The organism is Leifsonia poae (genome assembly GCF_020009625.1).
In the GTDB taxonomy this organism is placed as follows: Bacteria; Actinomycetota; Actinomycetes; order Actinomycetales; family Microbacteriaceae; genus Leifsonia; species Leifsonia poae_A.
Window position 1 is genome coordinate 2,794,882 of record NZ_JAIHLP010000002.1, and the last position, 22,486, is coordinate 2,817,367.

Annotated in this window: 25 protein-coding genes and 1 pseudogene; 15 read left to right on the forward strand and 11 right to left on the reverse strand. The window is 69.4% G+C overall.

Going from position 1 to position 22,486, the window contains the following annotated elements; translation table 11 throughout:
• The first annotated feature begins 47 nt into the window (after positions 1-47).
• On the forward strand, positions 48-596 hold the full coding sequence (locus K5L49_RS14120; RefSeq protein WP_223693697.1) for an OsmC family protein: 549 nt from the start codon (positions 48-50) through the stop codon (positions 594-596).
• Positions 597-637: 41 nt separating this feature from the next.
• Entirely contained in the window at positions 638-1,582 is a 945-nt protein-coding gene (locus K5L49_RS14125) for a 5'-3' exonuclease (protein WP_223693699.1), read from the forward strand.
• A 97-nt stretch (positions 1,583-1,679) separates the two neighbouring features.
• On the opposite strand, the gene K5L49_RS14130 is transcribed toward K5L49_RS14125, so the two are convergent.
• The 3 genes from K5L49_RS14130 to K5L49_RS14140 all read right to left on the reverse strand — a co-directional run bounded on the left by K5L49_RS14130 (position 1,680) and on the right by K5L49_RS14140 (position 5,816).
• On the reverse strand, positions 1,680-3,125 hold the full coding sequence (locus K5L49_RS14130) for an APC family permease (protein ID WP_223693701.1): 1,446 nt from the start codon (positions 3,123-3,125) through the stop codon (positions 1,680-1,682).
• Between the two features lie 105 nt (positions 3,126-3,230).
• A complete protein-coding gene (locus tag K5L49_RS14135) occupies positions 3,231-4,601 on the reverse strand; it encodes an LLM class flavin-dependent oxidoreductase (RefSeq protein WP_223693702.1) in 1,371 nt (456 codons plus the stop codon).
• A 3-nt stretch (positions 4,602-4,604) separates the two neighbouring features.
• Positions 4,605-5,816, reverse strand: coding sequence for an SfnB family sulfur acquisition oxidoreductase (locus K5L49_RS14140; protein ID WP_223693704.1), 1,212 nt, complete (start codon positions 5,814-5,816; stop codon positions 4,605-4,607).
• A 140-nt stretch (positions 5,817-5,956) separates the two neighbouring features.
• Between K5L49_RS14140 and K5L49_RS14145 the strand changes: the two genes are divergently transcribed.
• The 5 genes from K5L49_RS14145 (at position 5,957) to K5L49_RS14165 (ending at position 9,061) form a co-directional block, all read left to right on the forward strand.
• Positions 5,957-6,661, forward strand: a complete 705-nt coding sequence (locus tag K5L49_RS14145; protein WP_223693705.1) for a hypothetical protein — start codon at positions 5,957-5,959, stop codon at positions 6,659-6,661.
• Between the two features lie 90 nt (positions 6,662-6,751).
• A complete protein-coding gene (locus K5L49_RS14150) occupies positions 6,752-7,459 on the forward strand; it encodes a GAF and ANTAR domain-containing protein (RefSeq protein WP_223693707.1) in 708 nt (235 codons plus the stop codon).
• Entirely contained in the window at positions 7,456-8,169 is a 714-nt protein-coding gene (locus K5L49_RS14155; protein WP_223693709.1) for a GAF and ANTAR domain-containing protein, read from the forward strand. Before K5L49_RS14150 ends, K5L49_RS14155 begins: the two co-directional genes overlap by 4 nt.
• Before the next feature lie 124 nt (positions 8,170-8,293).
• On the forward strand, positions 8,294-8,722 hold the full coding sequence (locus K5L49_RS14160) for a DUF2510 domain-containing protein (RefSeq protein ID WP_223693710.1): 429 nt from the start codon (positions 8,294-8,296) through the stop codon (positions 8,720-8,722).
• Positions 8,723-8,815: 93 nt separating this feature from the next.
• Complete coding sequence (locus K5L49_RS14165; RefSeq protein ID WP_223693712.1) at positions 8,816-9,061, forward strand: hypothetical protein; 246 nt, start codon at positions 8,816-8,818, stop codon at positions 9,059-9,061.
• 176 nt (positions 9,062-9,237) lie between these two features.
• Here the strand turns inward: K5L49_RS14165 and K5L49_RS14170 are convergent, their stop codons facing one another.
• Positions 9,238-9,438 (reverse strand): zinc-binding dehydrogenase, encoded by a 201-nt coding sequence (locus K5L49_RS14170; RefSeq protein WP_374107690.1) that lies wholly within the window; start codon positions 9,436-9,438, stop codon positions 9,238-9,240.
• 95 nt (positions 9,439-9,533) lie between these two features.
• Positions 9,534-10,181: pseudogene (locus K5L49_RS14175) on the reverse strand (quinone oxidoreductase family protein); the annotation flags it as partial.
• Positions 10,182-10,326: 145 nt separating this feature from the next.
• Between K5L49_RS14175 and K5L49_RS14180 the strand changes: the two are divergent.
• The 7 genes from K5L49_RS14180 (at position 10,327) to K5L49_RS14210 (ending at position 16,555) form a co-directional block, all read left to right on the forward strand.
• Positions 10,327-11,085: an HAD family hydrolase gene (locus K5L49_RS14180; RefSeq protein ID WP_223693715.1), complete on the forward strand. Its 759-nt coding sequence runs from the start codon at positions 10,327-10,329 to the stop codon at positions 11,083-11,085.
• 68 nt (positions 11,086-11,153) lie between these two features.
• The gene (gene phnD, locus K5L49_RS14185; protein ID WP_223693717.1) at positions 11,154-12,185 is read left to right on the forward strand and encodes a phosphate/phosphite/phosphonate ABC transporter substrate-binding protein; all 1,032 of its coding nucleotides are present in this window, start codon (positions 11,154-11,156) and stop codon (positions 12,183-12,185) included.
• A 110-nt stretch (positions 12,186-12,295) separates the two neighbouring features.
• Positions 12,296-13,111, forward strand: a complete 816-nt coding sequence (gene phnC, locus K5L49_RS14190) for a phosphonate ABC transporter ATP-binding protein (protein ID WP_223693718.1) — start codon at positions 12,296-12,298, stop codon at positions 13,109-13,111.
• Positions 13,108-13,926 carry a phosphonate ABC transporter, permease protein PhnE gene (gene phnE, locus K5L49_RS14195; RefSeq protein WP_223693720.1) on the forward strand — a complete coding sequence of 273 codons (819 nt, stop codon included), beginning with the start codon at positions 13,108-13,110 and terminating at the stop codon, positions 13,924-13,926. Before phnC ends, phnE (K5L49_RS14195) begins: the two co-directional genes overlap by 4 nt.
• Positions 13,923-14,840 (forward strand): phosphonate ABC transporter, permease protein PhnE, encoded by a 918-nt coding sequence (phnE, locus tag K5L49_RS14200; protein ID WP_223693721.1) that lies wholly within the window; start codon positions 13,923-13,925, stop codon positions 14,838-14,840. Before phnE (K5L49_RS14195) ends, phnE (K5L49_RS14200) begins: the two co-directional genes overlap by 4 nt.
• Positions 14,841-14,849: 9 nt before the next feature.
• Positions 14,850-15,704, forward strand: coding sequence for a metallophosphoesterase family protein (locus K5L49_RS14205; protein ID WP_223693723.1), 855 nt, complete (start codon positions 14,850-14,852; stop codon positions 15,702-15,704).
• A complete protein-coding gene (locus K5L49_RS14210) occupies positions 15,701-16,555 on the forward strand; it encodes a MurR/RpiR family transcriptional regulator (RefSeq protein WP_223693724.1) in 855 nt (284 codons plus the stop codon). Before K5L49_RS14205 ends, K5L49_RS14210 begins: the two co-directional genes overlap by 4 nt.
• A 52-nt stretch (positions 16,556-16,607) precedes the next feature.
• On the opposite strand, the gene K5L49_RS14215 is transcribed toward K5L49_RS14210, so the two are convergent.
• Positions 16,608-17,576, reverse strand: a complete 969-nt coding sequence (locus K5L49_RS14215) for a magnesium transporter CorA family protein (RefSeq protein WP_223693726.1) — start codon at positions 17,574-17,576, stop codon at positions 16,608-16,610.
• Between the two features lie 9 nt (positions 17,577-17,585).
• Complete coding sequence (locus K5L49_RS14220) at positions 17,586-18,308, reverse strand: MBL fold metallo-hydrolase (protein ID WP_223693728.1); 723 nt, start codon at positions 18,306-18,308, stop codon at positions 17,586-17,588.
• Positions 18,309-18,423: 115 nt separating this feature from the next.
• On the opposite strand from K5L49_RS14220, the gene K5L49_RS14225 reads away from it, so the two are divergent.
• Positions 18,424-18,858: a DUF2568 domain-containing protein gene (locus tag K5L49_RS14225; RefSeq protein ID WP_223693730.1), complete on the forward strand. Its 435-nt coding sequence runs from the start codon at positions 18,424-18,426 to the stop codon at positions 18,856-18,858.
• Between the two features lie 2 nt (positions 18,859-18,860).
• Here K5L49_RS14225 and K5L49_RS14230 read toward each other — a convergent pair whose 3' ends face one another.
• The 4 genes from K5L49_RS14230 to K5L49_RS14245 are packed head-to-tail and all read right to left on the reverse strand — an operon-like array spanning position 18,861 to position 22,397.
• On the reverse strand, positions 18,861-20,078 hold the full coding sequence (locus K5L49_RS14230; protein ID WP_223693731.1) for an ABC transporter permease: 1,218 nt from the start codon (positions 20,076-20,078) through the stop codon (positions 18,861-18,863).
• Positions 20,075-20,767, reverse strand: coding sequence for an ABC transporter ATP-binding protein (locus tag K5L49_RS14235; protein WP_223693733.1), 693 nt, complete (start codon positions 20,765-20,767; stop codon positions 20,075-20,077). The genes K5L49_RS14230 and K5L49_RS14235 overlap by 4 nt, the downstream gene beginning before the upstream one ends.
• The gene (locus K5L49_RS14240; protein ID WP_223695310.1) at positions 20,764-21,870 is read right to left on the reverse strand and encodes an efflux RND transporter periplasmic adaptor subunit; all 1,107 of its coding nucleotides are present in this window, start codon (positions 21,868-21,870) and stop codon (positions 20,764-20,766) included. Before K5L49_RS14240 ends, K5L49_RS14235 begins: the two co-directional genes overlap by 4 nt.
• A gap of 2 nt (positions 21,871-21,872) precedes the next feature.
• On the reverse strand, positions 21,873-22,397 hold the full coding sequence (locus K5L49_RS14245; protein WP_223693734.1) for a hypothetical protein: 525 nt from the start codon (positions 22,395-22,397) through the stop codon (positions 21,873-21,875).
• Positions 22,398-22,486: the final 89 nt, after the last annotated feature.

The window sequence follows — 22,486 nt, forward strand, 5'->3', positions numbered from 1 at the left end:
TGACATGCCTGCTCGCGCGCGGTGCGCATCCACGCCACTCTGCTGATATGACCCTCATCGACACCTCTTCGGCCGGCGAGCTCGCCGCCGAGCGCGCCACCCGACTCACCGACGCCGGGTCGGCCTGGAACGACCGCATCGCGGCCGATCAGAAGAACGCCCACCTCACCTACCGCGTGCGCGGTGTGGGCGAAGGCTCCGTCGCCTCGCGCATCACCGCGGGCAAGCACGAGTTCCTCGTGGACGAGCCGGCCGCGCTCGCCGGTGACGACCTCGGGGCGAGCCCGGTCGAGTTCGCACTGGGCGCGCTCATCTCGTGCCAGATCGTGGTCTACCGGCTGTATGCCCAGGCGCTCGGCATCGTGGTCGACGACATCAGCATCGACGCGGAGGGCGACCTCGACGCGCGCCGGCTGTTCGGCATCGACGAGACCGTGCGGGCCGGATTCGGCGCGGTGCGGCTGAACATCAGCATCACCGGCCCCGAGTCGGAGGAGCGCTACCAGGAGCTGCGGGCAGCGGTCGACGCCCACTGCCCGGTGCTCGACCTCTTCGCCAATCCGACGCCGGTCGAGGTCACCGTCACGAAGGCCTGAACTCCCGCCCGTTCCCGCGCCGATCGTGCCATGATCGGGGTGTGACCGGGCCAGTGATGCTCCTCGACACCGCGTCGTTGTACTACCGGGCGTTCTACGGAGTGCCCGACACCGTCCGCACGCCCGACGGCCGGCCGGTCAACGCCGTGCGCGGGCTCCTCGACATCATCGCCCGGCTCGTGACCGAGTTCGAACCCGACGCGCTCGTGGCGTGCTGGGACGATGCGTGGCGGCCCCGCTGGCGGGTGGAACTCATCCCGAGCTACAAGCTGCATCGGGTGGCGGAGTTCGTGCCGAACGGGGTGGACGTCGAGGAGGCGCCCGACGACCTGGTGCAGCAGGTTCCGATGGTGCGGCAGGCGCTCGAGACGTTCGGTGTGACCGTGCTCGGTGCCGCGGACCACGAGGCCGACGATGTGATCGGTTCTCTCGCGGCCCAGGCCACCGGCGCGGTGGATATCGTCACAGGCGACCGCGACCTGTTCCAGCTGGTAGACGATGCGCGGCGGGCACGCGTGATCTACACCGCCCGCGGCATGAGCCACCTGGAGGTTCTGACCGACGACGTCGTGCAGGCCAAGTACGGGATCGCGCCGCAGCAGTACGCCGATTTCGCCGTGCTGCGCGGGGATGCGTCCGACGGGCTCCCGGGTGTCGCGGGCGTCGGCGAGAAGACGGCGGCGGGCCTGCTGCGCGAGTTCGGCGATCTGCGCGGAGTGATCACGGCGGCGGCGGATGCGTCGACGGCGCTCGCGGCCGGCTTGCGTGCGAAGATCGTCGCCGCCGCAGACTACCTCGCTGTGGCGCCCCGCGTGGTCGAGGTGGTGCGCGACCTCGATCTCGGCGAGGTGGATGCGCGCATCCGCCCGCTCACGGTCGAGCAGCGCGCTGCCATCGACCGGCTCAGCGAGGAGTGGGGTCTCGGCGGCTCCGCTGAGCGGGCACTCCGCGCCCTCAGCGCCCGCGCCGCCCCCCTGACCGACTGAGCCGCGCGAACATTTGTGCCAAATGTCGCGAACGCGCGAGCGGGAGGCGACATTTGGTGCAAATGTTCGCGCGGTGGTGGGGGAGTGGCGGTGGGGGTTAGTCGAGGTCGATCTTTTTGCGGGTGCGGGCGACGACGGGGCCGAGGCCGAAGGCGATGAGCAGGAGGGCCACGATGCCGATCGCGAGCGGCAGACTGCCGCCCACGAGCGTGGGCAGGTTGAGCAGGATCAGCACGAGGAAGAAGAGCAGGCCGGCCAGCCCGAGCACGGGCGCGACGATCGTCTTCCAGCGGCTCGCCGGCTGGCGACGACGGGCGAAGAAGACCAGCACCGACACGCTTGTCACGACCAGCAGCAGCACCACGCCCACAGACGAGAACCCAGCGAGCCACGTGTAGAACTGGTTGATCGGGTCGAGCCCGGTGATCGCCGCGACGATGAGCAGCACGGCAACGACGGCGCCGGTGGCCACCGAGGCGCGGTGCGGGGATCCGAAACGCGGGTGCGGGATCGACAGGCGCTCCGGCAGCACATTCTTGCCCGACAGGGTGAAGAGGTAGCGCGAGACGATGTTGTGGAACGACAGGATGCACGCGAACAGGCTTGTGACGAAGAGCACCTGGATGATGTGCTCGCCGACCGTTCCGAGGTAGCGCTGGGTCACATCCGCCAGCAGGGTGCCGCCGTGGTCGGTGGCCGTCTTGACGACCGTGCTGTCACCGACGGCGCTGATCAGGGCCCAGCTCGACACCGCGTAGAAGACGCCGATCAGCACGAGCGACAGGTAGGTGGCGCGCGGGATCGTGCGGTCGGGGTCGCGTGCTTCGTCGCGGAAGACGGCGGTGGCCTCGAACCCGATGAAGCTGAGGATCGCGAACAGGATGCCGAGCCCCGGAGCGCCCGAGAGGATCGCCGACGGTGTGACGATTCCGGTGGAGAGCCCTTCCGGCCCGCCGCCGGAGAACACGATCACCGCGTCGAGCACGACCACGATCGCCACTTCGGCGATCAGCAGAACGCCGAGAACGCGACCGGAGAGCTCGATGTTGCGGTAGCCGAGGAAGAGCACCACGACGAACGCGACGGCCGCATAGATCCACCACGGAACGCTCGGCACGCCGTAGGAGCCGAGGAGCGCGTTGACACCCGGGCCGAGGAGTCCGTACACCGCGGCCTCAAGGGTGAGATACGAGAGCAGGGCGGCGAACCCGGTTCCCAGCCCGGCGCTGCGCCCGAGCCCCTTGTGCACATAGGAGTAGAACGCGCCGGCCGAGGGGACGAACGGCGTCATGGTGGTGAAACCGATCGCGAACAGCAGCAGCACGACGGTGGCCACGATGAACGTCGCGGGGAACCCCGAGCCGTTGCCGATCGCGATGCCGAGCGGAACCGGTCCGCCGATCACCCCGAGCGGGGAGGCGGCGGCCACCACCATGAATACGATGCTGGCGACGCCGAGGTTGCCGCGCAGCGACTTCTTCGGGGCGGCGGGAGCGCCGCCGTCAGCAATACCGTCGGTGCGGATGGGGTCGTCGATGGCCATGAGGGTCTCCTGCGGGAAGGCGCGGGGGCGCCGGTCGGGTTGACGGGGCAAACCTAGCGGGGGAGTCGCGGTGTGCGCTCGTTCGATGACCGAATGTTTCTTCGCTCACGAACCGGGGAGGGTGACGGTCGCGGCCGGATGCGACCGGTCGACCCGGTCGCCGTGGCCCACGAGCTTGTTGCGAAGCGTTCCCGGCGTGTACTCGGTCTGGTAGCGTCCGCGTTTCTGCAGCTCGGGGACGAGCAGATCCACCACCGCCTCGAACGTCTCGGGCACCGCCGCGGCGGCCAGGTTGAACCCGCCGACACCGGTCGTGTCCACCCAGTCTTCGAGCGCATCCGCGACCGTCTCGGGTGAGCCGACGATGACCGGGCCGTCTCCGCCGATGCGGGCGTATTCGGCGATCTCGCGGATCGTCCAGGCGCGGTCGGGGTCGGCTGCCGTGAACGCCTTGACCACCGACTGGATGGCGTTCGACTCCTGGTCGCGCAGCACCGCATCCGGGTCGATGGCCGAGAAGTCGATGCCGGTCCAGCCGGACATCAGGGTGAGCGCCCCGACACCGGATGCCACCTCCAGGTATTCGTCGAGACGTTTCTGCGCCAGCGCATCGGTCTCGGCGACGATCACCGTCTGCTGGTTGATCACGGTCACGTCGTCGGTGTTGCGGCCGGTCGCCGTCACGGCGTCGCGCAGCGCGGCGACCTGGCCGGCCAGCACGCGTCTGCTCGGTGCGGCGACGAAGATGTTCTCGGCGTGGCGTGCGGCGAAAGCCATCCCGCGTGAGGACGCACCCGCCTGGTAGAGGAACGGGGTGCGCTGCGGGCTCGGCTCCGAGAGGTGGATGCCGGGCACGCGGAAGAACTCGCCTTCGTGCGCGACGGGGTGCACGCGGTCGGGGTCGGCGTAGACCCCGGTGGCCGCATCCGCGACCACCGCATCCTCGTCCCAGCTCTTCTCCCACAGCTTGTACGCCACTTCGAGGTACTCTTCGGCGATGTCGTAGCGCCGGTCGTGCGCCTCCTGACCGCTCACGCCGAGGTTGAGCGCGCCGCTGTTGAGGTACGAGGTCACGATGTTCCAGCCGACGCGCCCCTTGGTGAGGTGGTCGAGGGTCGACATCCGCCGGGCGAACGGGTACGGATGCTCGAACGAGACGCTCGCGGTGATGCCGAACCCGAGATGCTCCGTGGCGGCCGCCATCGCCGGCACCAGCTGCAGCGGATCGTTGACCGGCACCTGCACGCCGCCCGAGAGGGCCGCATCCCGGCTGCCGCCGTAGACGTCGTAGACGCCCAGGACGTCGGCGATGAACACGGCGTCGATGAGTCCGCGCTCCAGCGTCTGGGCCAGCTGCACCCAATAGTCGAGGTCGAGGTAGCGGCGGGACTCGTCACGGGGGTGGCGCCAGAGGCCGGGGGAGAGGTGGCCGACACTGTTCATGGTGAAGGCGTTCAGGCGGATGTTCGCGGTCATGGCTCAGATCCAGGAGTGTCGGGCGGGGAGCGTGCCGTTGAGCGCGTAGTCGCCGATGATCGCGTACTTCCAGCGCACCGGGTCGTGCAGGGTGTGCACGCGCGCATTGCGCCAGTATCGGTCGAGCGCTTTCTCGCCGAGCGCGGACCGGGTTCCGCCCAGTTCGAGCAGGCGGCTCGACGCCTCCAGTGACAGTTCGGTGGTGAGGACCTTCGCCCGGGCGACGGCGATGGAGGCGGCGGCCACGTTCTGTGCATCCGGTGTGGGCTTCGCCGCATCCAGTGCCGCGCCGGCCTTCTCGGTGAGGGCTTCGGCGGCGGCCAGATCGATGTCGAGCCGGCCGACCCGCTCGAGGGTGAGCGGATCTTCCGTCGCACTGTCGACGCCGCTGTCGATCCACGGCCGGGCGCCGCGCACCGCCGTGTGCGTCTCCACGATGGCGCCGCGGGCGATCCCCAGATCGACGGCCGCCGTGGTGAGTTGCGCGAACGGACCGGCGATCGTCGGCACCTCGTACTCCTGGTGCATCGGGAACACCCGCTCGGCCGGCACGCGCAACCCGTCGAGCACGACCGTTCCGCTCGAGGTCGCCCGCTGGCCGAATGCGGACCAATCGTCGACGACCGTCAGCCCGGCGCTGTCGCGCTCCGTGAAGACCAGCTTCTCGAGACCCTCCTCGTCGACGGCCAGCACGGGGATCCAGTGGGCGTAGGCGGAGCCGGTCGAATAGAACTTGCGGCCGGAGACGACGACGGTGCCGGGGTCGTCGGCATCCGGTCGCAGCGTCGTCTGGATCTGGGCGACGTTCTTGCCGCCGGCCTCAGAGAAGGCGTTGGCGAAGCGCGCCCCGCCCAGCACCAGCTCGAAGAAGAAGGCCTTCTGTTCGGGGGTTCCCGAGAGCCGGATGTCTTCGACAAGACAGAAATGGTTCTGCGGAATCTGGCCGAGCGACGGCTCGACGGCCGACACAGTGGCGATGACATCCGCCAGCGTGGCGTGGGAGACCTCGGCCCCGCCGTACTCGCGCGGAATCGTGATCGCCCACAGTCCGGTCTCGCTGAACGCGTCGACGACCTCGAGGGGGATGCGGCGCTCAGCGTCGATGCGGGCAGCGTGCGGCCGCACCGTCTCTGCGAACGCCCGGGCCACCTCCCTCGCCTCATCGTCGGTGGTGATGGTTCGTGCGCGCGCGAGGGCGGCGGAGGGTGCGGTCATTGCTCTCTCACTCGGTCGGGATGCGGTGGGCGGCGCAGGCGCCGAAGCCTGTCTACCGCACACCGCCTCCTGCGCACCCTCATGTTTCGGAGTGAGACGCGCTCGCTCTTCCCAGGGGTCTTTGCTAGCCTCGTGCGGGTATGCAGCCCGGAACCCCCGCACCTGAGCACGGCCGCCGCTCGGCGGTGCGTCGTGCTGCGGTCCCGCTGCCGATGATCCGGCTGTCCCTCCGGCAGCGCATCGCGGTCGGAGTCACGGCTCTGAGCCTGGTGGCCGGGCTGTCGATCGCCCCTACGCAGAGCGCCCAGGCGGCGGCCGCCCAGGACGCGCCGGCGCAGACATACCAGCTCGTCGACGGTCAGGCGTACACCGTCGACGCTGACGTCGTCGCACCGCCGGTGACCCGCGACCAGCTCGCCGCCACCGACGGCGTGCAGACGCTCGCCTCGAACGGCACGAACCAGGACTGGGCGAAGCTGGTCCTGCTCGACGGCGGGTGGCCGCAGACTGAAGCGAACGTCACCGTGATGCTGCGCTGGATGCGTCAGGAGAACGGGCCGCCCGATTGGTGGAACCGCAACAACCCGCTGAACAACGGCTACGGCTCCGGCGGTGGCGCCGGTCTGGGCAGCTATCCCGACCTGAAGACGGCGGCAGAGTACGCCGCCGAGAACCTGCAGCGCGGGTACCCCGACATCGTGGCCGGCCTGGCCGCCGGCACCTCGGCCGATGTGACCGCCGCCGCGATCTGGGCGTCTCCGTGGTCGGCCAGCCACTATGCGAATGGGGCCCACTGGAGTACTGCGCCGGTAACGATCGTGACGGCCCCCGCCTCTGCGTGGTAGTCGCGCGATGCGGGCCGGAACAGCTCCGCCGGCGGGCCGGATGCGGGGTACGGTTTGACCATGGGCGAGAACTCGGCAGGGTGAACCGGTATGGCTGACGACTATGCCCAGACTCTCGCAGCGCTCGCGGGGCAACCGGGGCGCGAATCGGAACTCAGCGGACCGCTCAGCGAGCTGCTCGCGGTGAGCGGCGTCGCGATCTCCACGCTGGGTGCCGTGCTCGGCTCGGCGACGGTGTCGGCCAGCGACCGTCAAGCGGCGCGCATCGACGAGCTGCAGTTCGACCTCGGTGAAGGTCCGTGCTGGGATGCGCTCCGAACGGCCCGACCCGTGTTCGAACCGGATGTCCGCCACCGGCCGCAGCAGCTCTGGCCGGCCTTCTCGCCGGCCATCGCCGACGACGAGGTCGGCGCGATCTTCGCGTTCCCGCTGCTCCTCGGCCCGCTCCGACTGGGGGCGCTCGACCTTTACACGGTGAAGCCGTGCACGCTGAGCGAGGTGAGCATCCAACGGTCGCTCGTCTGCGCCGAGATCATCAGCCGCGCCCTGCTGCGACGCGCCCTGCGTGATCCCGATGCCGACGACGCGGACGAGACCGACCCGTTCTCGCGGCGCCTGGTGCACCAGGCGACCGGAATGGTGATCGCCCAGGCACGTGTCTCGCCGGAAGACGCCCATCTGCTCATCCAGGGGCGCGCATACGCGACCGGTCGAACGATGCGCGATGTGGCGGTCGACCTGGTGGAGAGGCGGTTCAGCTTCTCACTGGACAAAGACGGAATCGGGGACTCGCTATGACGGCGCTGACACGGCAGGAAAGACTCGTCGACACCTTCGCCACCCTCGCCGACACCCTCGTGGTCGGGTACGACGTGGTCGACCTGCTGCAGACCCTGGTGGAGCGGTGCCGGGAGGTGCTCGACGTGACCGCCGCCGGAATCTTGCTGGCGGACGGCAACGGAGAACTGGATGTCGTCGCCTCCACGAGCGAAGCGGTGCGGCTGGTCGAGCTGATGCAGCTGAGCGCCGCCGCCGGCCCCTGCGTCGACTGCTTCACCTCGGGGCAGATCGTGTCGCTGCCCGACATCGACGGCAGCCCGCCGCGGTGGGAGCGTTTTCGCGCGAGCGCGCTCGAACAGGGTTTCGCCTCGGCTTTCGCGGTGCCGCTGCGCCTGCGGGAGACCACCATCGGCACGTTGAACCTGCTGCGGGAGCAGCGGGGCGAGCTCGGCGAGGCGGATGTGCGCGCGGCCCAGGCGCTCGCCGATGTGGCGACCATCGGCATCCTGCACGAACGGATGCTGCGCGAAAGCGATGCGGTGCGCGAGCAGTTGCAGGGAGCATTGAACTCCCGAGTGGTGATCGAGCAGGCGAAGGGCGTTCTCGCGCATACGCACCGGATCTCGCTCGAGGAGGCGTTCGACATCCTGCGCTCGTACAGTCGCAGCCGGTCATTGCGGCTGGCCGATGTGGCGCGGGCCGTCGTGCAGCTCGAGTTGACGATCTGAGGGTGCGCGGCGGGCGCTTCTCCCCTCAGCCTGCGATCCGCCAGAATGGGAGCTGGCCCCGCCGCGGCGGGCAGCCGCACGCGGCAGATGGTGCCGCCCGGCGAACGACCGAGAACGGATGCGGATGGCAGAGGCAGGATGGTACCCGGATCCGGGCGTGACCGGCCGGGCGCGCTATTGGGACGGTTCGCAGTGGACCGAGCGGGTCTCGGTCGTGCAGACCCCGGTCGAGACCGAGGTCGTTCCGTTCGCTCCGCCGGCGTACGCCACCGACCCGACGCCGGGTCTCGACGCAGCCGCGTCGCCCAAGAACACCAAGGCGACCGTGGCCCTGGTGCTCGGTGCCGTCTCGTTGCTGATCAACCCGTTCTGCGCTCTCTCGATCCTGGCGATCGTGAACGGAGTATCTGCTCGGTCGCAGGCGGCGCGTCTGCGCGCGGCCGGATATCCGCCCGCGGGCGGGGTGGCGGCCGCCTGGGGGATCGCGCTCGGGGTCATCGGCACGATCGGGTTCGTCGTCATCGTGGCGAACTCGTTCAACCAGTTCAACTGACGCCGAAACGCTGAGCCGCGCCGCCGGCACGCACCGGATGTTCAGGGCGCGTTAACCTGGCCGTTACCCGTTTCGGCGGGTAACATCCGGGGAATGGGTGACAGTGTCGATCGCGCCCGAGCCTGGCGCGGAGTAGGAATGGGCGTCTTCTTCGCCGTGCTGGCGTTGCTCGCGACGGTGGCTCTCGCCGTCGCGATCCCGACCGAGGGCGAGAACCCGCGCGCGTGGGGTGTGATCGGCTGCGGACTGCTCACCGTGGGGATCTGCGTGCAACTCGTGCAGCGCAATTGGCGGAGACTCCGGCACTTCCGCGGGGATGATTTACCGAGAGTTCACTGAGTCGAAAAAAACCATGCGCCCGGTTAGTGCTAGCATCGCTGAGACGAGGCGCCGACGTTGGGTTCGCCGTCGGTACGGGGGTTCTGATGGCCCCGTCGGCGCCTCGCATCCCTTTTCGGTCCCTGCCGCGGCCTCCCTCTTCTGCCGTGTGCCTCTTCCGTTGACGGGCGGGCGGATCAAGGGATGAGGAGCGGTTTGCCCGCTGGGTGCGCGGTCTCGATGAGGCGGTGGGCGTCGGCGGCCTCCGCAAGCGGGAAGGTGCGCCCGATGTCGACCTGGAACTCGCCCTTCGCCAGGAGGTCGAGCACCACCTCGTAGGACTCCGTGCGCAGCGACTGCTGTTCGGTGGTGAGCGGCACGGGTTTCCGCCCGCCCACGCCTGAATGCCGAGGTCGGCGGCCCGGGCGCCGACTACGATCGTGCCGATGTGCGAGCGGTCGGCGACCAGCTCGAAAGACGATTCGAGCGCTTCGTCGGTGCCGATCGCATCCAGCACCCGATCGACGCCGTTCGGGGCGGCCGCGCGCACGCGGTCGGTGAGGCCCGGGCCGTATGCGACCGGAACGGCGCCGAGCTCTCGCAGCCGTTCATGGTTCGCATCGCTCGCGGTGGCGATCACGGTCGCACCCCAGCGGTGGGCGAACTGGATGGCTGCGCGCCCGACGCTGCCGGAACCCCCGTGGATGAGGAGGACTGTCCCCTCCTGCACGCCGAGGGAGCGTAGCGCCTGGTAGGCGGTGCTGACCGGGACGCCGATGGCGGCGGCCGCCTCCCAGGTGACGCCGGCGGGCTTGCGGACGAGCTGCTCCGCGGCGGCGACGAGATGGGTCGCGTAGGCCCCGTATGCGCCGCGCACCACGACCTCGTCGCCGACGGCCCGATCGTCGACGCCGGGGCCGACCTCCGTCACCACGCCCGCGGCGTCGGAGCCGACGCGGCGCGGCTCGGTGATCGGAGCGCTCGGCCGGATGTTGGCGCGGAGCTTGGCGTCGATCGGGTTGACGCCGGCCGCCTTCACGGCAACCACGACGCCGCCCTCGGGCGCGTGCGGGGTGGGCACCTCCCGAAGGGTCAACACCTCGGGGCCGCCGAACTCCTCGTACTGCACAATCGTCGCCACGGGGCTTCCTCTCGTCGTGTCTCCCTTGTGAACGGCGATCGGGGGGTGCGGATTCCCGATCGCGCCACGTTAACGAGTTGTGAACAGTTGTTTCACAACCAAGATTTTCATGAACGAAGCGTTCATCAACGCATAAGCTGCACTCGTGAACGACGCACGTGCCCCGAAGAAGCCCCTCCTCGTCCTCGACTTCGACGGGACGGTGTGCATCGGCGATGCCCCGGTGTGGGCGTATGCGGAGGCCGTGATCGCGAGCATCCTCGACGACGCGTCCGGCTCATCCGTCGACCTCGACGCGCCGCTGCGGGCACGCCTGGGCGCCTTCCTCGACGGCGAGCCAGGATCTCCCGCCTACATCGACGGGTATGCGGCCGTCGCGGCGCTCGCCGCCGGCCACGCCAGCGAAGAGCTGCTGCAGCGGGCGTATCGAACGAGCCGACGGGCGCTCGCCGACGGGACGGTCGCCGTCTCGGCCCCCGACGGACTCGCCGCTTTTCTGAACGCGCTGGGGGAGCGGGTCGAACGCGTGCTCGTCACCAACGCTCCGCTCGACGGCGTGCAGGAGACACTGTCGGCGATCGGGCTCGCCGACAGCATCGACCGCATCGTGACAGACGCGGGAAAGCCCGCCGGATGGGCCACCGCGCTGCCCGAATTGCTTGCCGGCCGCCTGCCCGCCGAGCTGCTCTCCGTCGGCGACATCTGGGGCAACGACCTCGAGCAGCCACTGGCGGCCGGATGCGTCACCGCCCTGATCGACCGGTTCGGCCACCGCGCGGGGCCCGCCCACCTGACCGCGTCGGACTTCCCCGGGCTGTACGACGGCATCCGCGCCTGGTCTGCCGACCCGGTCGGCTTCGCCGAGGCCCACCGGCCGACGGCCTCCTCCACACTGACCGCTTGACCTGACCTCGTCACCGAACGCACCACCCACCTTTTCCACAAGCTCGACCCGCACAGAATGGGAACGTCATGAAACTCAGAAAGATCGCCGTCGCGGGCGCCTCCGGCGTCGCGCTCCTCACCTCGCTCGCTCTCAGCGGCTGCGGTGTGCAGCAGCAGACCGACGCCGGCTCCACCAGCACCGCCGGTGCCGGCTCCTCGGTGTGCACGGGCACCTCCGACGAATCCGCCAAAGCCCCGACGCAGCTCACCCTCGCGCTCGTCCCCTCGGGCGACGCGAGCAAGCTCGTCGAGACGGTCAAGCCGCTCGAAGACGCGCTCACCAAGCGACTGGGCATCCCGGTCAAGGGCGTCATCACGCAGGACTACCAGGCCGCGGTCGAGGCCATCGGTAGCAACCAGGCGCAGATCGGCATGCTGCCGAGCCTGCAGATGAGCCAGGCCTGCGACAAGTACGGCGCGGTTCCCGCCTTGCAGACCCAGCGCGCGGGCAAGAGCTCGTATGCGGCCCAGTTCTTCACCAACGACCCCAAGAAGTACTGCTCCGACACCCCGGTCGCCGGCGCCAACGGCATGCTCTACTGCAACGGCACCGAGAAGGGCGCCGGCCCCGCCGGGCTCGACAGCATCAAGAAGATCAAGGGCGCGACCGTCTCGCTGCTGCAGGCGGCCTCGCCGGCCGGCTACATCTTCCCCGTCGCCGCGATGAAGAAGGCCGGCATCAACGTCGACTCCGACATCAAGACCGTGCAGGTCACCGCGAACGACGCCAGCGTGCTCGCCGTCTACAACGGCGACGCCGAGGTCGGCACGAGCTACTGGGATGCGCGCAGCGTCGTGAAAGCCGACACTCCCGACGTGGGCGAGAAAGTCGTCGTGTTCGCCCTGACCGACGAGATCCCGAACGATGGCGCCTCCATCAGCAGCAAGCTGAGCAAGGCATGGCAGACCAAGATCGCGGATGCCATGAAGGACTACGCCGGCACACCGGAGGGCGTGAAAGCGCTCACCGCCATCTACCAGATCACCGGTCTCGTCGACGCGAACCCGGAGAGCCTGAAGAAGACGCAGGAGGCCGCCGCCTCCATCGGGCTCGGCTGATCCCGACCCGCTGAGACAGAGCGGTCCGCGGCTTTCGTCGCGGGCCGCTCCCCGGCATCCAGCGCACCACAGGGCGCACCGAACCACACGAGGCTGAGAGAAGAGACGAGATGACGCAGAACACGAGGGCGCGGTCGGCAGGGGCGGGCATCCGCTTCGACGGCGTCGGGGTGACATACCCCAACGGCTTCTCCGGCCTGCGCGACGTGAGCCTGACGATCGAGCCGGGTGAGATGGTGGCGGTGGTCGGGCTGTCGGGCGCCGGCAAGTCCACGCTCATCCGCACCATCAACGGTCTCGTGCCGATCACCTCGGGGGAGATCACGGTCGGCGACTACCAGCTCTCGGGCCTGCGCGGCCGTCGCCTGCGCACGCTGCGCAGCGAGGTCGGCATGGTCTTCCAGAGCTTCAACCTCGCCAAGCGCACCACCGTGATCAACAATGTGCTGATGGGCCGGCTGCACCACACCTCCGCATGGCGCACACTGCTCGCCGCCTGGTCGAAAGACGACGTCGAGCTGGCCATGCAGGCGCTCGAACGGGTGGAGATCGTGTCGAAGGCTTACTCCAGTGCGGCCGAGCTCTCGGGCGGGCAGCAGCAGCGGGTGGCCATCGCACGCACGCTCGCCCAGCGCCCGAAGGTCATCCTGGCCGACGAGCCGGTCGCCTCGCTCGACCCGCCCACCTCCCATGTGGTGATGCGCGACCTGCAGCGCATCAACGCCGAACTCGGCATCACGGTCGTGGTCAATCTGCACTTCCTCGACCTGGCGCGGCGGTACGGCACGCGACTGATCGGCCTGCGCAACGGCGAGGTCGTCTTCGACGGCCCGGGGGCCGACGCCGACGAGTCCGTGTTCGAATCCATCTATGGCCGCTCGCTCACCGCCGAAGACGTACTCGACGCCCCGGCGGTGCTGCCGTGACCAGCGTCGCCGACCGGCTCGGCGCGCCGGCCGCCGTCAGCCGACCGAGCAAACCGCGCTCGGGGTGGAAGATCGCGATCGTGCTCGTGGTGATCGCGGGCATCACGGTCTGGTCGGCCGTCGCCGTCCAGGTGGATGTCGGGGCACTGTTCGCCAACGCGCAGAACGCCTCGAACACCCTCGTGCAGCTCTTCCAACCCGACTACAGCTTCTTCCCCCAGACTCTCCCGGCGCTGCTGCAGACCGTGCAGATGGCAGTGATCGCCACCGCGGTCAGCGTGATCATCGCCCTTCCGCTCTCGTTCCTCGCCTCCCGCGCGACGAACCCGAACAGCGCCGTGCTGCTCGTGGTGCGGTTCGTGATGAACATCGTGCGCAGTGTGCCCGACCTGCTCTACGCCTCCCTGTTCGTGACCGTCGTGGGAACGGGTGCCCTGTCCGGCATCCTGGCGCTGGTGCTGTTCAATGTCGGCATCCTGGTCAAGCTCGTCTCCGAAGCGCTCGACGGTCTCGACCGCGGCGGTCAGGAGGCCGCGCTCGCCGCGGGCGGAACGTGGTTCAAGGCCAATCGGGCGGCCATGGTCCCAGAGGTCGCTCCCACCTACCTGTCGCAGGCGATCTACGTGCTGGAGCTGAACATCCGCGCGTCCACCGTGATCGGTCTGGTTGGCGCCGGCGGTCTCGGCATGCTCATCGACAAGGTGCGCACCTTCTACCAGTATCACTACCTCAGCATGATCATCTTCGAGATCCTCATCCTCGTGGTGCTGCTCGAACTGCTCAGCTCGTACACCCGGCGGAGGCTGCTCCGATGAGCGCGATGCTCGTGCGCGAGGCTCCGGTCGACCGCGGAACCCCCGCGCAGCAGCGACCGCGCAGACCGCTGCGCGTCACCCGCACGGTGGTGTGGGTCGTCGTGACGGCGATCGTCGTCGTCGCGTTCTGGGGCGTCGACATCTCGTGGGATGCGCTGCTGCAGCTGCCCCAGAAGCTCGCCCACTACCTGGGGCTGATGTTCCTTCCTCCGGCCTGGGACAAGCTCCCGGATGCGCTCGGCGCCACCATGCTCTCGGTCGCGATGGCCTGGTTCGGCACGGTGCTCGGTGTCATCGTTTCGTTCCCGCTCAGCCTGCTCGCCACCCGCGGGCTCACCCCGGCGGTGGTGCGCTGGCCGTTGCGGGCCGTGTTCGCCGTGCTGCGCGCGGTGCCAGAGGTGGTGATCGCGGTGCTGATGCTCTCGGTCACCGGTCTGACGGCCTACACCGGCGCGCTCGCGATCGCCATCGGCTCCATCGGCACCCTGGGTAAATGGGGGTACGAGAGCTTCGAGTCCGTCGACCGTGGCGCGATCGAGGCGGCGACGGCCGCCGGAGGCTCCCGCGTGCAGATCATGCGCTGGGGGGTCTGGCCGAACGCCAAACCGGATGTGCTCGCTTTCTGGCTCTACCGGTTCGAGATCAACGTGCGCGCCTCGGCGATCCTCGGGCTCATCGGCGCGGGCGGCATCGGCAAGATGCTCATCGACAACATCCAGTTCCGGGTGTGGGATGTGGTCGGCATGCTGATGCTCGTCGTCGTGGTGGTGACGATGATCATCGATCAGCTCTCCGGCCTGGTGCGCCATCGCATCATTGCGGGGCAGTGGGAGCTGCCCATCGTCACGGCCGTCCGCCGGCGATCGGCGCGTCGGGCGCGTGCCGAGAGCGTCGAGCTGAAGGCGAGCGAATAGGGTGGGCGCGTGACCTTCCTGACCGCGCCGGCCGAGCGTGGTCTGCGCATCCTGCACCTCTCCGACACCCACCTCTTCGGTGACGGGAGCCTGCACTACGGCATCGTCGACACCCTCGCCGCACTCGACCGCGTGCTCGACCGGGCCGGTGAGCTCGCCGCGGTGGATGTCGTCGTCGTCTCGGGGGATCTCTCCGACGACGGAAGCGAGGAGTCGTACCGGCTGCTCGCCCGCCGCATCGTCTCGTGGGCGAACGCCCGGGGCGCTGCCGTCGTCTACGCGATGGGCAATCACGACCTCCGCGCCGGATTCGAGACCGTGCTCGGCGCGCGCGAAAGCGCCGTCGAGGTGGCCGGGTTCCGTATCGTCACGGTCGACTCCTCGGTGCCTGGCGCCGGCTACGGTGCGGTGGACGCCGCGCAGCTGCAGATCCTCAGCGGCATCCTGCGCGAGCCGGCGCCGCACGGCACCGTCGTCGTGCTGCATCATCCCCCGGTTCCGGCCGCGAGTGCGCTGCTCGCCGCCCTCGAACTTCAGAACCCGGCCGAACTGCTCGCGGCCTGTTCCGCCGGCGATGTGCGGCTGGTCCTCGCGGGGCACTATCACCACGCGCTGGCGACCGTGGCCGACGGGATCCCGGTAGTGGTCGCCCCCGGTGTCGCGAACACGGCCGACGCCATCGCCCCCGCGGGAACGGAACGGGCGACCGTCGGTTCGGGGTTCGCCGTGATCGACCTGCCGCTGAGCGGTGAGCCGCGCGCACTCTTCATTCCGGCGCCGAGCGTCGACGACGGCACCGAGATCTTCGACCTCTCCGCCGCCGAAGTGGAGCGCATCGCCGCGGCGGCCGGGCCGGCCGCATGACCGACCGCCGCCCGGGCGAGGTCATCGCCACCATCCGCTCCCTCCTCCCTTCCCTCCTGCCCACCGAGCAGGCGGTCGCAACCGTGCTCCTCGAACGATCAAGCGAGATCGTCGAGCTGAGCTCACAGCAGGTGGCCGAGTTGGCCGGTGCTTCGCGCGCAACAGTCGTGCGAACGTGCCAGAGCCTCGGTTTCACCGGATACCAGCAGCTTCGGGTGCTGCTGGCGCGCGATGCCGGTTACCGCCCCGTCGAGCCGGCGCCGGCTCCGGACGGGGCGGCCGGCATCGTCGCGCAGACGTTCACACACATCGCCGGCCGAGCGAGCGACATGCTCGCCCTGCTCGACGCCGATGCCGTTCTGCGGGCCGTCGAGACGCTCGCGACCGCTCGGCGCGTGGTCGTGGTGGGCAACGGGCTCTCGGCCCCGCTGGCCCTGGACGCCGCCGCGCGCCTCACGAGCATCGGCCGCGCCGCCGAATCCCCGCTCGACGTCATCGGCCAGCAGATCACCGCACGGCTGCTCGCGCCGGAGGATGCGGTGCTCATCGTGAGCGGCAGCGGATCCAACGCCTCAACGCTGCGCACCCTCCACGCCGCCACCGCGGCCGGCGCCACGGTGATCGCGCTCACCGCTTTCGCCCGTAGCCCCATCGCCCAGGCCGCGGGCATCAGCCTGGTGGTCACCATGCCCGATCTGACCTTCGCCGACGAGATCACGCTGACCTCGCGGCTGCCCCAGGCCATCCTCATCGAGGGTCTGGTGGCCGCGATCACGCACCGTCTCGGCGACGCGGCCTCGCGGGCGCGCAGTCTCGCCCTGGATGCGATCAGCGACAACCTCGCCGAGTAGCCCCGCGCCTCGGAGCTGCGCCGATCGGAGCCAGTCGATCGGAGCCAGTCGATCAGAGCCAGTCGCGCCACTTGAAGGTGGCGTAGAGGCCGAGCGAGATCACCACGATCAGAGCGCTCGACCACCAGAACCCCCACTCGGTGGCGAAGCCGGGGTAGGGGAGGTTCTGGCCGTAGAAGCCGGTGATCGCGGTCGGGACGGCGATGATCGCAGCCCAGCTGGTCACCTTCTTCATCACCAGGTTCATCCGGTTGCCCTGCAGCCCGATGTTGGTGTCGAGGATCGTGGTGACGAGGTCGCGCAACGACTCGGTCCACTCGGTGGCCCGAAGCACGTGGTCGTAGACGTCTTGGAAGTAGGGCACCATCGTCGTGTCGATGGTCTCCAGGTCGCGGCGCATGAGCGTGTTCACCACTTCGCGCATCGGCAGGACCACGCGCCGCAGCATCACCAGCGATTTGCGCAGTTCGAAGGAGTGACGCTGCACCTGCGGAGTCTTCGGTTTCGGGTCGAAGAGCTCGTCTTCGAGCTGCTCGATCTCGGCATCCATCTGCTGCACGGCGACGAAGTGGCCGTCGACCACGCTGTCGAGCAGCCCCCACAACAGGAAGGAGACGCCGTGACCGGCCAGGTCGGATTGGTTGTCCCAGTGTTTGACGACTGGCGCGATGTCGAAGTCTGACTTGTGCACGGTGACGAGGGCGCGTCTGGTGATGAACGCCTTGATCTCGTGGGAGCTGAGCTCGCCGCTCGCCTCGTCGAGCGAGACCGCGTATGCGGCGAGGAAGAGGTGGGAGTCGTAGCGGTCGAGCTTGGGGCGCTGGTAGGCGTGCACAGCATCCTCGACGGCGAGCCGGTGCAGGCCGAGCTCTTCCTCCAGAGCGGCGAGGTCGGCCATCGTCGGGTCGGTGAAGTCGACCCAGACCGTGGCGTTCTCTTCGGCGATGTGGTCGGACACATCGGCGAGCGGGAAGTCCTCGAGTTCGAGCTCGCCGTTGCGGTAGAGGCGCGTGTGGATCATCCGCTCATGCTAGGCGGTTGGCCCTCCTGTCGCCCGGATCGCCGAGACCGCGGCGCTCACTCCGCCGTTCCAGGGAGCCCCGTGACCGGGGAGGACCCAGGTCGCCTTCACCTCGTCGAGACGGCTCAGCGAGTCGAGTGCCTCGCCCGGTTCGTCCGTGAACGGTGCCGGCTGGGGGCCGGTCTTGCCGGTGAGGACGTTGCGGGTCGTCAGCGCGTCGCCGACGAAGACTGCGTCGACGGAGGGCACGAACACGGCGATGCTTCCGGGGGAGTGGCCGGGCATGCCGACGATGCGGGGGCGACCCGGCAGGCCGAGTTCGTCTCCGTCTTTCACGGTGCGCACCTCGGTGAGATAGTGGTTGCGCATCCCGCCTTTGCGGATCGTGTAGGCGAGGAAGCCGATGGTCGCGCCCAGCGAGTATTTGCCGAACGAGCCGCTCGACTTCTCTTTGCCCTGCGCACGGGCGGCATCCGCCTCGTGGATGTAGAGGGGCACGCCGAACTCGTCGTGCAGCTTCTGGGCAAAGCCGATGTGGTCGGTGTCTCCGTGGGTGAGGATGAGGCCGCGGATGTCGGCCGGCGTGCGGCCCATGGTCTCCAGTTCGCGGGTGAGGTCGTGCCAGTGGCCGGTCAGCCCGGCGTCGATCACGGTCACCCCCGTCTCGTCTTCGACCAGATAGGCCGCGACGATGTCGTTACCGACGCGGTGGAGCGATGGCCCCAGCTTCATGTGATTCCCTTCCGTCTGCTTCGGATGTTCCCACTCCCTGAAGTGTGGCCGCGGATCGCGACGAAATCGAGAGCAATTATTGACACTAGCCTATCAGCTAATTACATTAGCCACTATGACCACCACGAAGAACTCCCTCAGCGCCGCACTCCGCGGGGCGAACAGCGTGCTGCGCTTCCTCCTCGAACTCGCCGCTCTCGCGTCGCTGGGCGTGTGGGGCTATCAGGCGACGAGCATCCTCGCCGCGCAGCTGCTGCTCGCGATCGCTGCTCCGCTGGCCGCAGCCGTTCTGTGGGGCGCATTCATCGCGCCCCGCGCCCCGATCGTCCTACCCGCGGCAGGCCGCACGGCGCTCGAAGTCGTCGTGTTCGGCTCCGCGACGCTGGCCCTCGTCGCGCTCGGCGAGCCGGTGCTCGCGACCGTGCTCGCCGCACTCGCGGTCGTGAACATCGTCTTGCTCACGGTCTGGGGGCAGTGGGCCGCGGCACGTGCCGCCCTGGTGCGGCCCCCGGTCGGCGCGTCGCCGGCCGCCCGCCGACGCGCCGCCTAGGGCTACGAGCTCAGAGCGGAGGTGGGCGGCGTGGCGGAGGCGCGCATCGCCGGATACAGGCCGGCCGCCGCCCCGATGACCAGCGTCGACACCAGTCCGATGCCGATCGCCGCCGGAGGGATCGCCACCGGCCAGCCGTTGAGGATCGCGATGACGGCCGTGACCGCCGAGCCGAGGAACGCCCCCAGCACGCCGCCCAACGCGGACAGCACGAGGGCCTCGGCGAGGAACTGGGCCCGGATGTGCCCTCGAGTCGCGCCGAGCGCCCGGCGGAGCCCGATCTCGCGTCTGCGTTCGATGACCGAGATGATCATCGTGTTCGCGACGCCGATACCGCCGACGAGCAGGGCGATCGAGCCGAGCCCGACGAGCAAACCGGTGAAGGCCTGGTCGGCCGCGTTCTTGGCGGCCAGGGCGTCCGAGGGGCGGGAGACGGCGACGTCGCCGGGCGATTGGGGGCTGACCGTTCCGGGAAGGAGCCGGCGCACCGAGCCGACCGCCGCATCCGCCGACCGTTCATAGACCGTCGTCGGATTGCCGGCGAACTCGAAGGCCGATGCCGCCAGCGGGAGGCCGACCAGCGCCGATGTGTCCAGTTCGGGTGCGAGGGGCACGGGGTCGAGGATGCCGACGACGGTGAAGTACCGTCCGCCGAGCCACACTTGGGCACCCGGCGCGACGACCCCGAGACGGGAGGCCGCCGTCGAGCCGAGCACGACGACCGGGAACGTCCCGGTGGCCTTGTTCAGCCAGACGCCCGACCTGACGGTTCCGCCGACGACGTGGAGGAGGTCGAGGTCGGCCGCGGCCACCTGGATGCCCCCGGTCGCGGACGGGTCGACGAGCTCGCTCCGGAACACGTTCACGCCCACGAGCAGGCCGATGGAGCTGGCGCTCTCGACCCCCTCGACCAGCCGGATCTTGCCGACCGTGTCGGGCGGAAGTATGGTCTGTTCGCCGAACATGGACATGCCGGCCCGGGCGGTGAGGAGGTTGGTGCCGAGGCTCGCGAGCTGGTCATTGAGCCGGGCCTGACCGGATGCGGAGATGCCGACCACCGCGAGCATGGCGGCGATCCCGATGGCGATGCCCAGCGCGGAGAGCACCGCCCGCACCGGCCGTGCCCGGAGACCGGTGGTGCCGAGCCGCAGGAGGTCGGCGAAGCGAACGGTCGAGCGCTGCCGCGGAATCCGCCCCGCCCCGGCTGTCGTCGCGGTCATGAGACCACCGTCGCAACGGCGGAGTCGTAGACGACGCGGCCGTCTCGCACGGAGATCTGCCGCGGGAACTGTTCGGCGATCTCCACATCGTGGGTGATCAGCACGATCGTCGTTCCGCGCGCGTTGAGTTCGTGCAGCAGTTCGACGACGGCGGCGCCTGACTCGGAGTCGAGGTTGCCCGTCGGCTCGTCGGCGAGCAGCAGCGGCGGGTCGCCGATGACGGCTCGCGCGATGGCCACGCGCTGGCGTTCGCCGCCGGAGAGCTCGTGCGGCCTGTGCGTGTACCGGTGCGAGAGTCCGACCCTGTCGAGGGCGAGGCGCGCACGACGGCGGCGCTCGGCGCGCGGCACACCGCTGTAGAGCAGACCGTCGGCGACGTTGTCCACGGCGGTCACCCCGTCGGCGAGGTGGAACTGTTGGAAGACGAACCCGATCCGATGGGCGCGCAGGGCCGAGAGAGCCGCATCTGAAAGGGTGTGCACATCCACGCCGTCGATCAGGGCGCTGCCCGCCGTCGGCCGGTCGAGGGTGCCGATGAGGTTGAGCATGGTCGACTTGCCCGACCCGCTCGGCCCCACGATGGCGACGAGTTCACCGGTCTCGATCGTGAGGCTCACGCCGTCGCAGGCGCGCACCGGTGGCTGCCCGTAGGTCCGCTCCACATCTCGGAGCATGACGATTTCGCTCATAGTGACGGCACCACGACTTCCTGGCCCTCGGCGAGGCCGGTCGCGGAGACCTCGACCCGGCCGCCGGCGAACAGGCCGGTCGTCACGGGAATGCGTTCGGTTGTGCCGTTCTTCTGGACGACCTCGACGCCGAACCGGGAACCAGTGAGCGCCAGGAGGGCGCCGACGGGAACCGAGAGCACGTTCTTCCGGACATCGGAGGGGAAGTTCACGGTGACGCTCGCCTGCTGCAGCTCGCCCGCCGCCGCCGGGTCGTCGAGGATGATCACGACAGGGATGCTGACCGCGGATCCGCCCGTATTGTCCTTCTGCTCCTGGGGCGTGCCCACGGAGGTGACGGTGCCGGCGGTCTGCTTGCCGCCGGGCAGGTCGATCGTGACCCTGCCGCCGGTCTTGGCGAGCTGCTGGTCGGAGAGGCGCAGACCCACCGAGACCTGCTTCACGGTGTCGGTGACCGACACCATCGGCGCGCCCGGCGATGCGTTGTCCCCGATCGCGACCTTCAGCCCGGAGACACGCACATCCCCGCGCTGGAAGACGATCCTTCCCAGGTCGACGCTGCCGGTCTGCTCCTGTCCCGTCGCCTTCTGCCACGCCTTGATCGCGCTCAGGGTCCGCTGGCCGAAGGAGCCGTCCGGTTCGCCGGTGAAGTAGCCGAGCGCCTTCAGATTCTGTTGGAGCTGTTTCACATCCGGTCCGTCGTCCATGCCGGAGGAGAACCCGCGCCAGGCGGGCAGCCCGCCGTGGAACAGGTACACCGGAACGTTGTCGACTGCGAAGAGGGACGTGCCTGCTGTGATAGTCGTGCCGGGCTGCGGGAGCGCTGTCACCACCCCCGCCGAGCCCGAGGCGATGTCGTGCGGGTCGGCGAAGGCGAGCGAGCCGCTCGCCTTGCTGCTCCCGGTGAGCGTTCCGCGCTCGATGGGCGCCGTGGCCGGTCTGATCGGACTCCTCGCGGTCGGGCGGTCGGTGGCGGAGAACGCGTACGCGGCGGCCGCCCCGCCTCCGGCGACGAGCAGCGCGACGATCACCACGGCGGCGATCCAGCGTCCGCGGTGCTTCGGGCGTGCCGGCACGTCGACCGTGTCGTCTGCTTCCGGCATGATCACTGGGCCGGTGTCGTGACGGACAAGCCGCCGCCGCACTTCTGGACCACGTCGTCGGGTGCGCCGGTCGGCACAGCGACGCCCTCGCCCGGCCGGGGGTCGGGAACGTCGAAGCCGCTGTCGCGGTAGCACTTGGCGATCTTCAGCATCGCCTTCTGCGCGTCGGCCTGCATCTTCTTCTGCTCGTCCGGACTGAACGGTGGAGGGGTGCCGATTTTCTTCTCGCAGGTCGTCAAGGCGGCGGTCATCGCATCCTGATTTCCCGCGTCGAGCGAGATTCCGGGCGCGTTCGCGCCGCCGGGGTCGGGAAGGTCGACGCCGTTGTCGCGCATGCACTGGTTGAACTTCAACTGCCAGGACTCCCGCTCGCCCTGACCGGAGGCCGACGACCGACCCCCGTCGCCCGAGCCCGAACCCGAGCCGGAGCCGGGATTCGCCGCGCAGGCCGTGAACGCGAAGAGCAGAGCGGGGATGGCGAAGAGGGTGGCGGCGGCCTTGGCCCGCCGCGTTCTGAGCAGAGACATGACGTCGTCCTTTCGATCGGAGCGAGCCGGGGCCCGCTGAGACGAGTCCACCGGCACGGCCGTTATGAGGACGTTCAGGAAAACCTTTA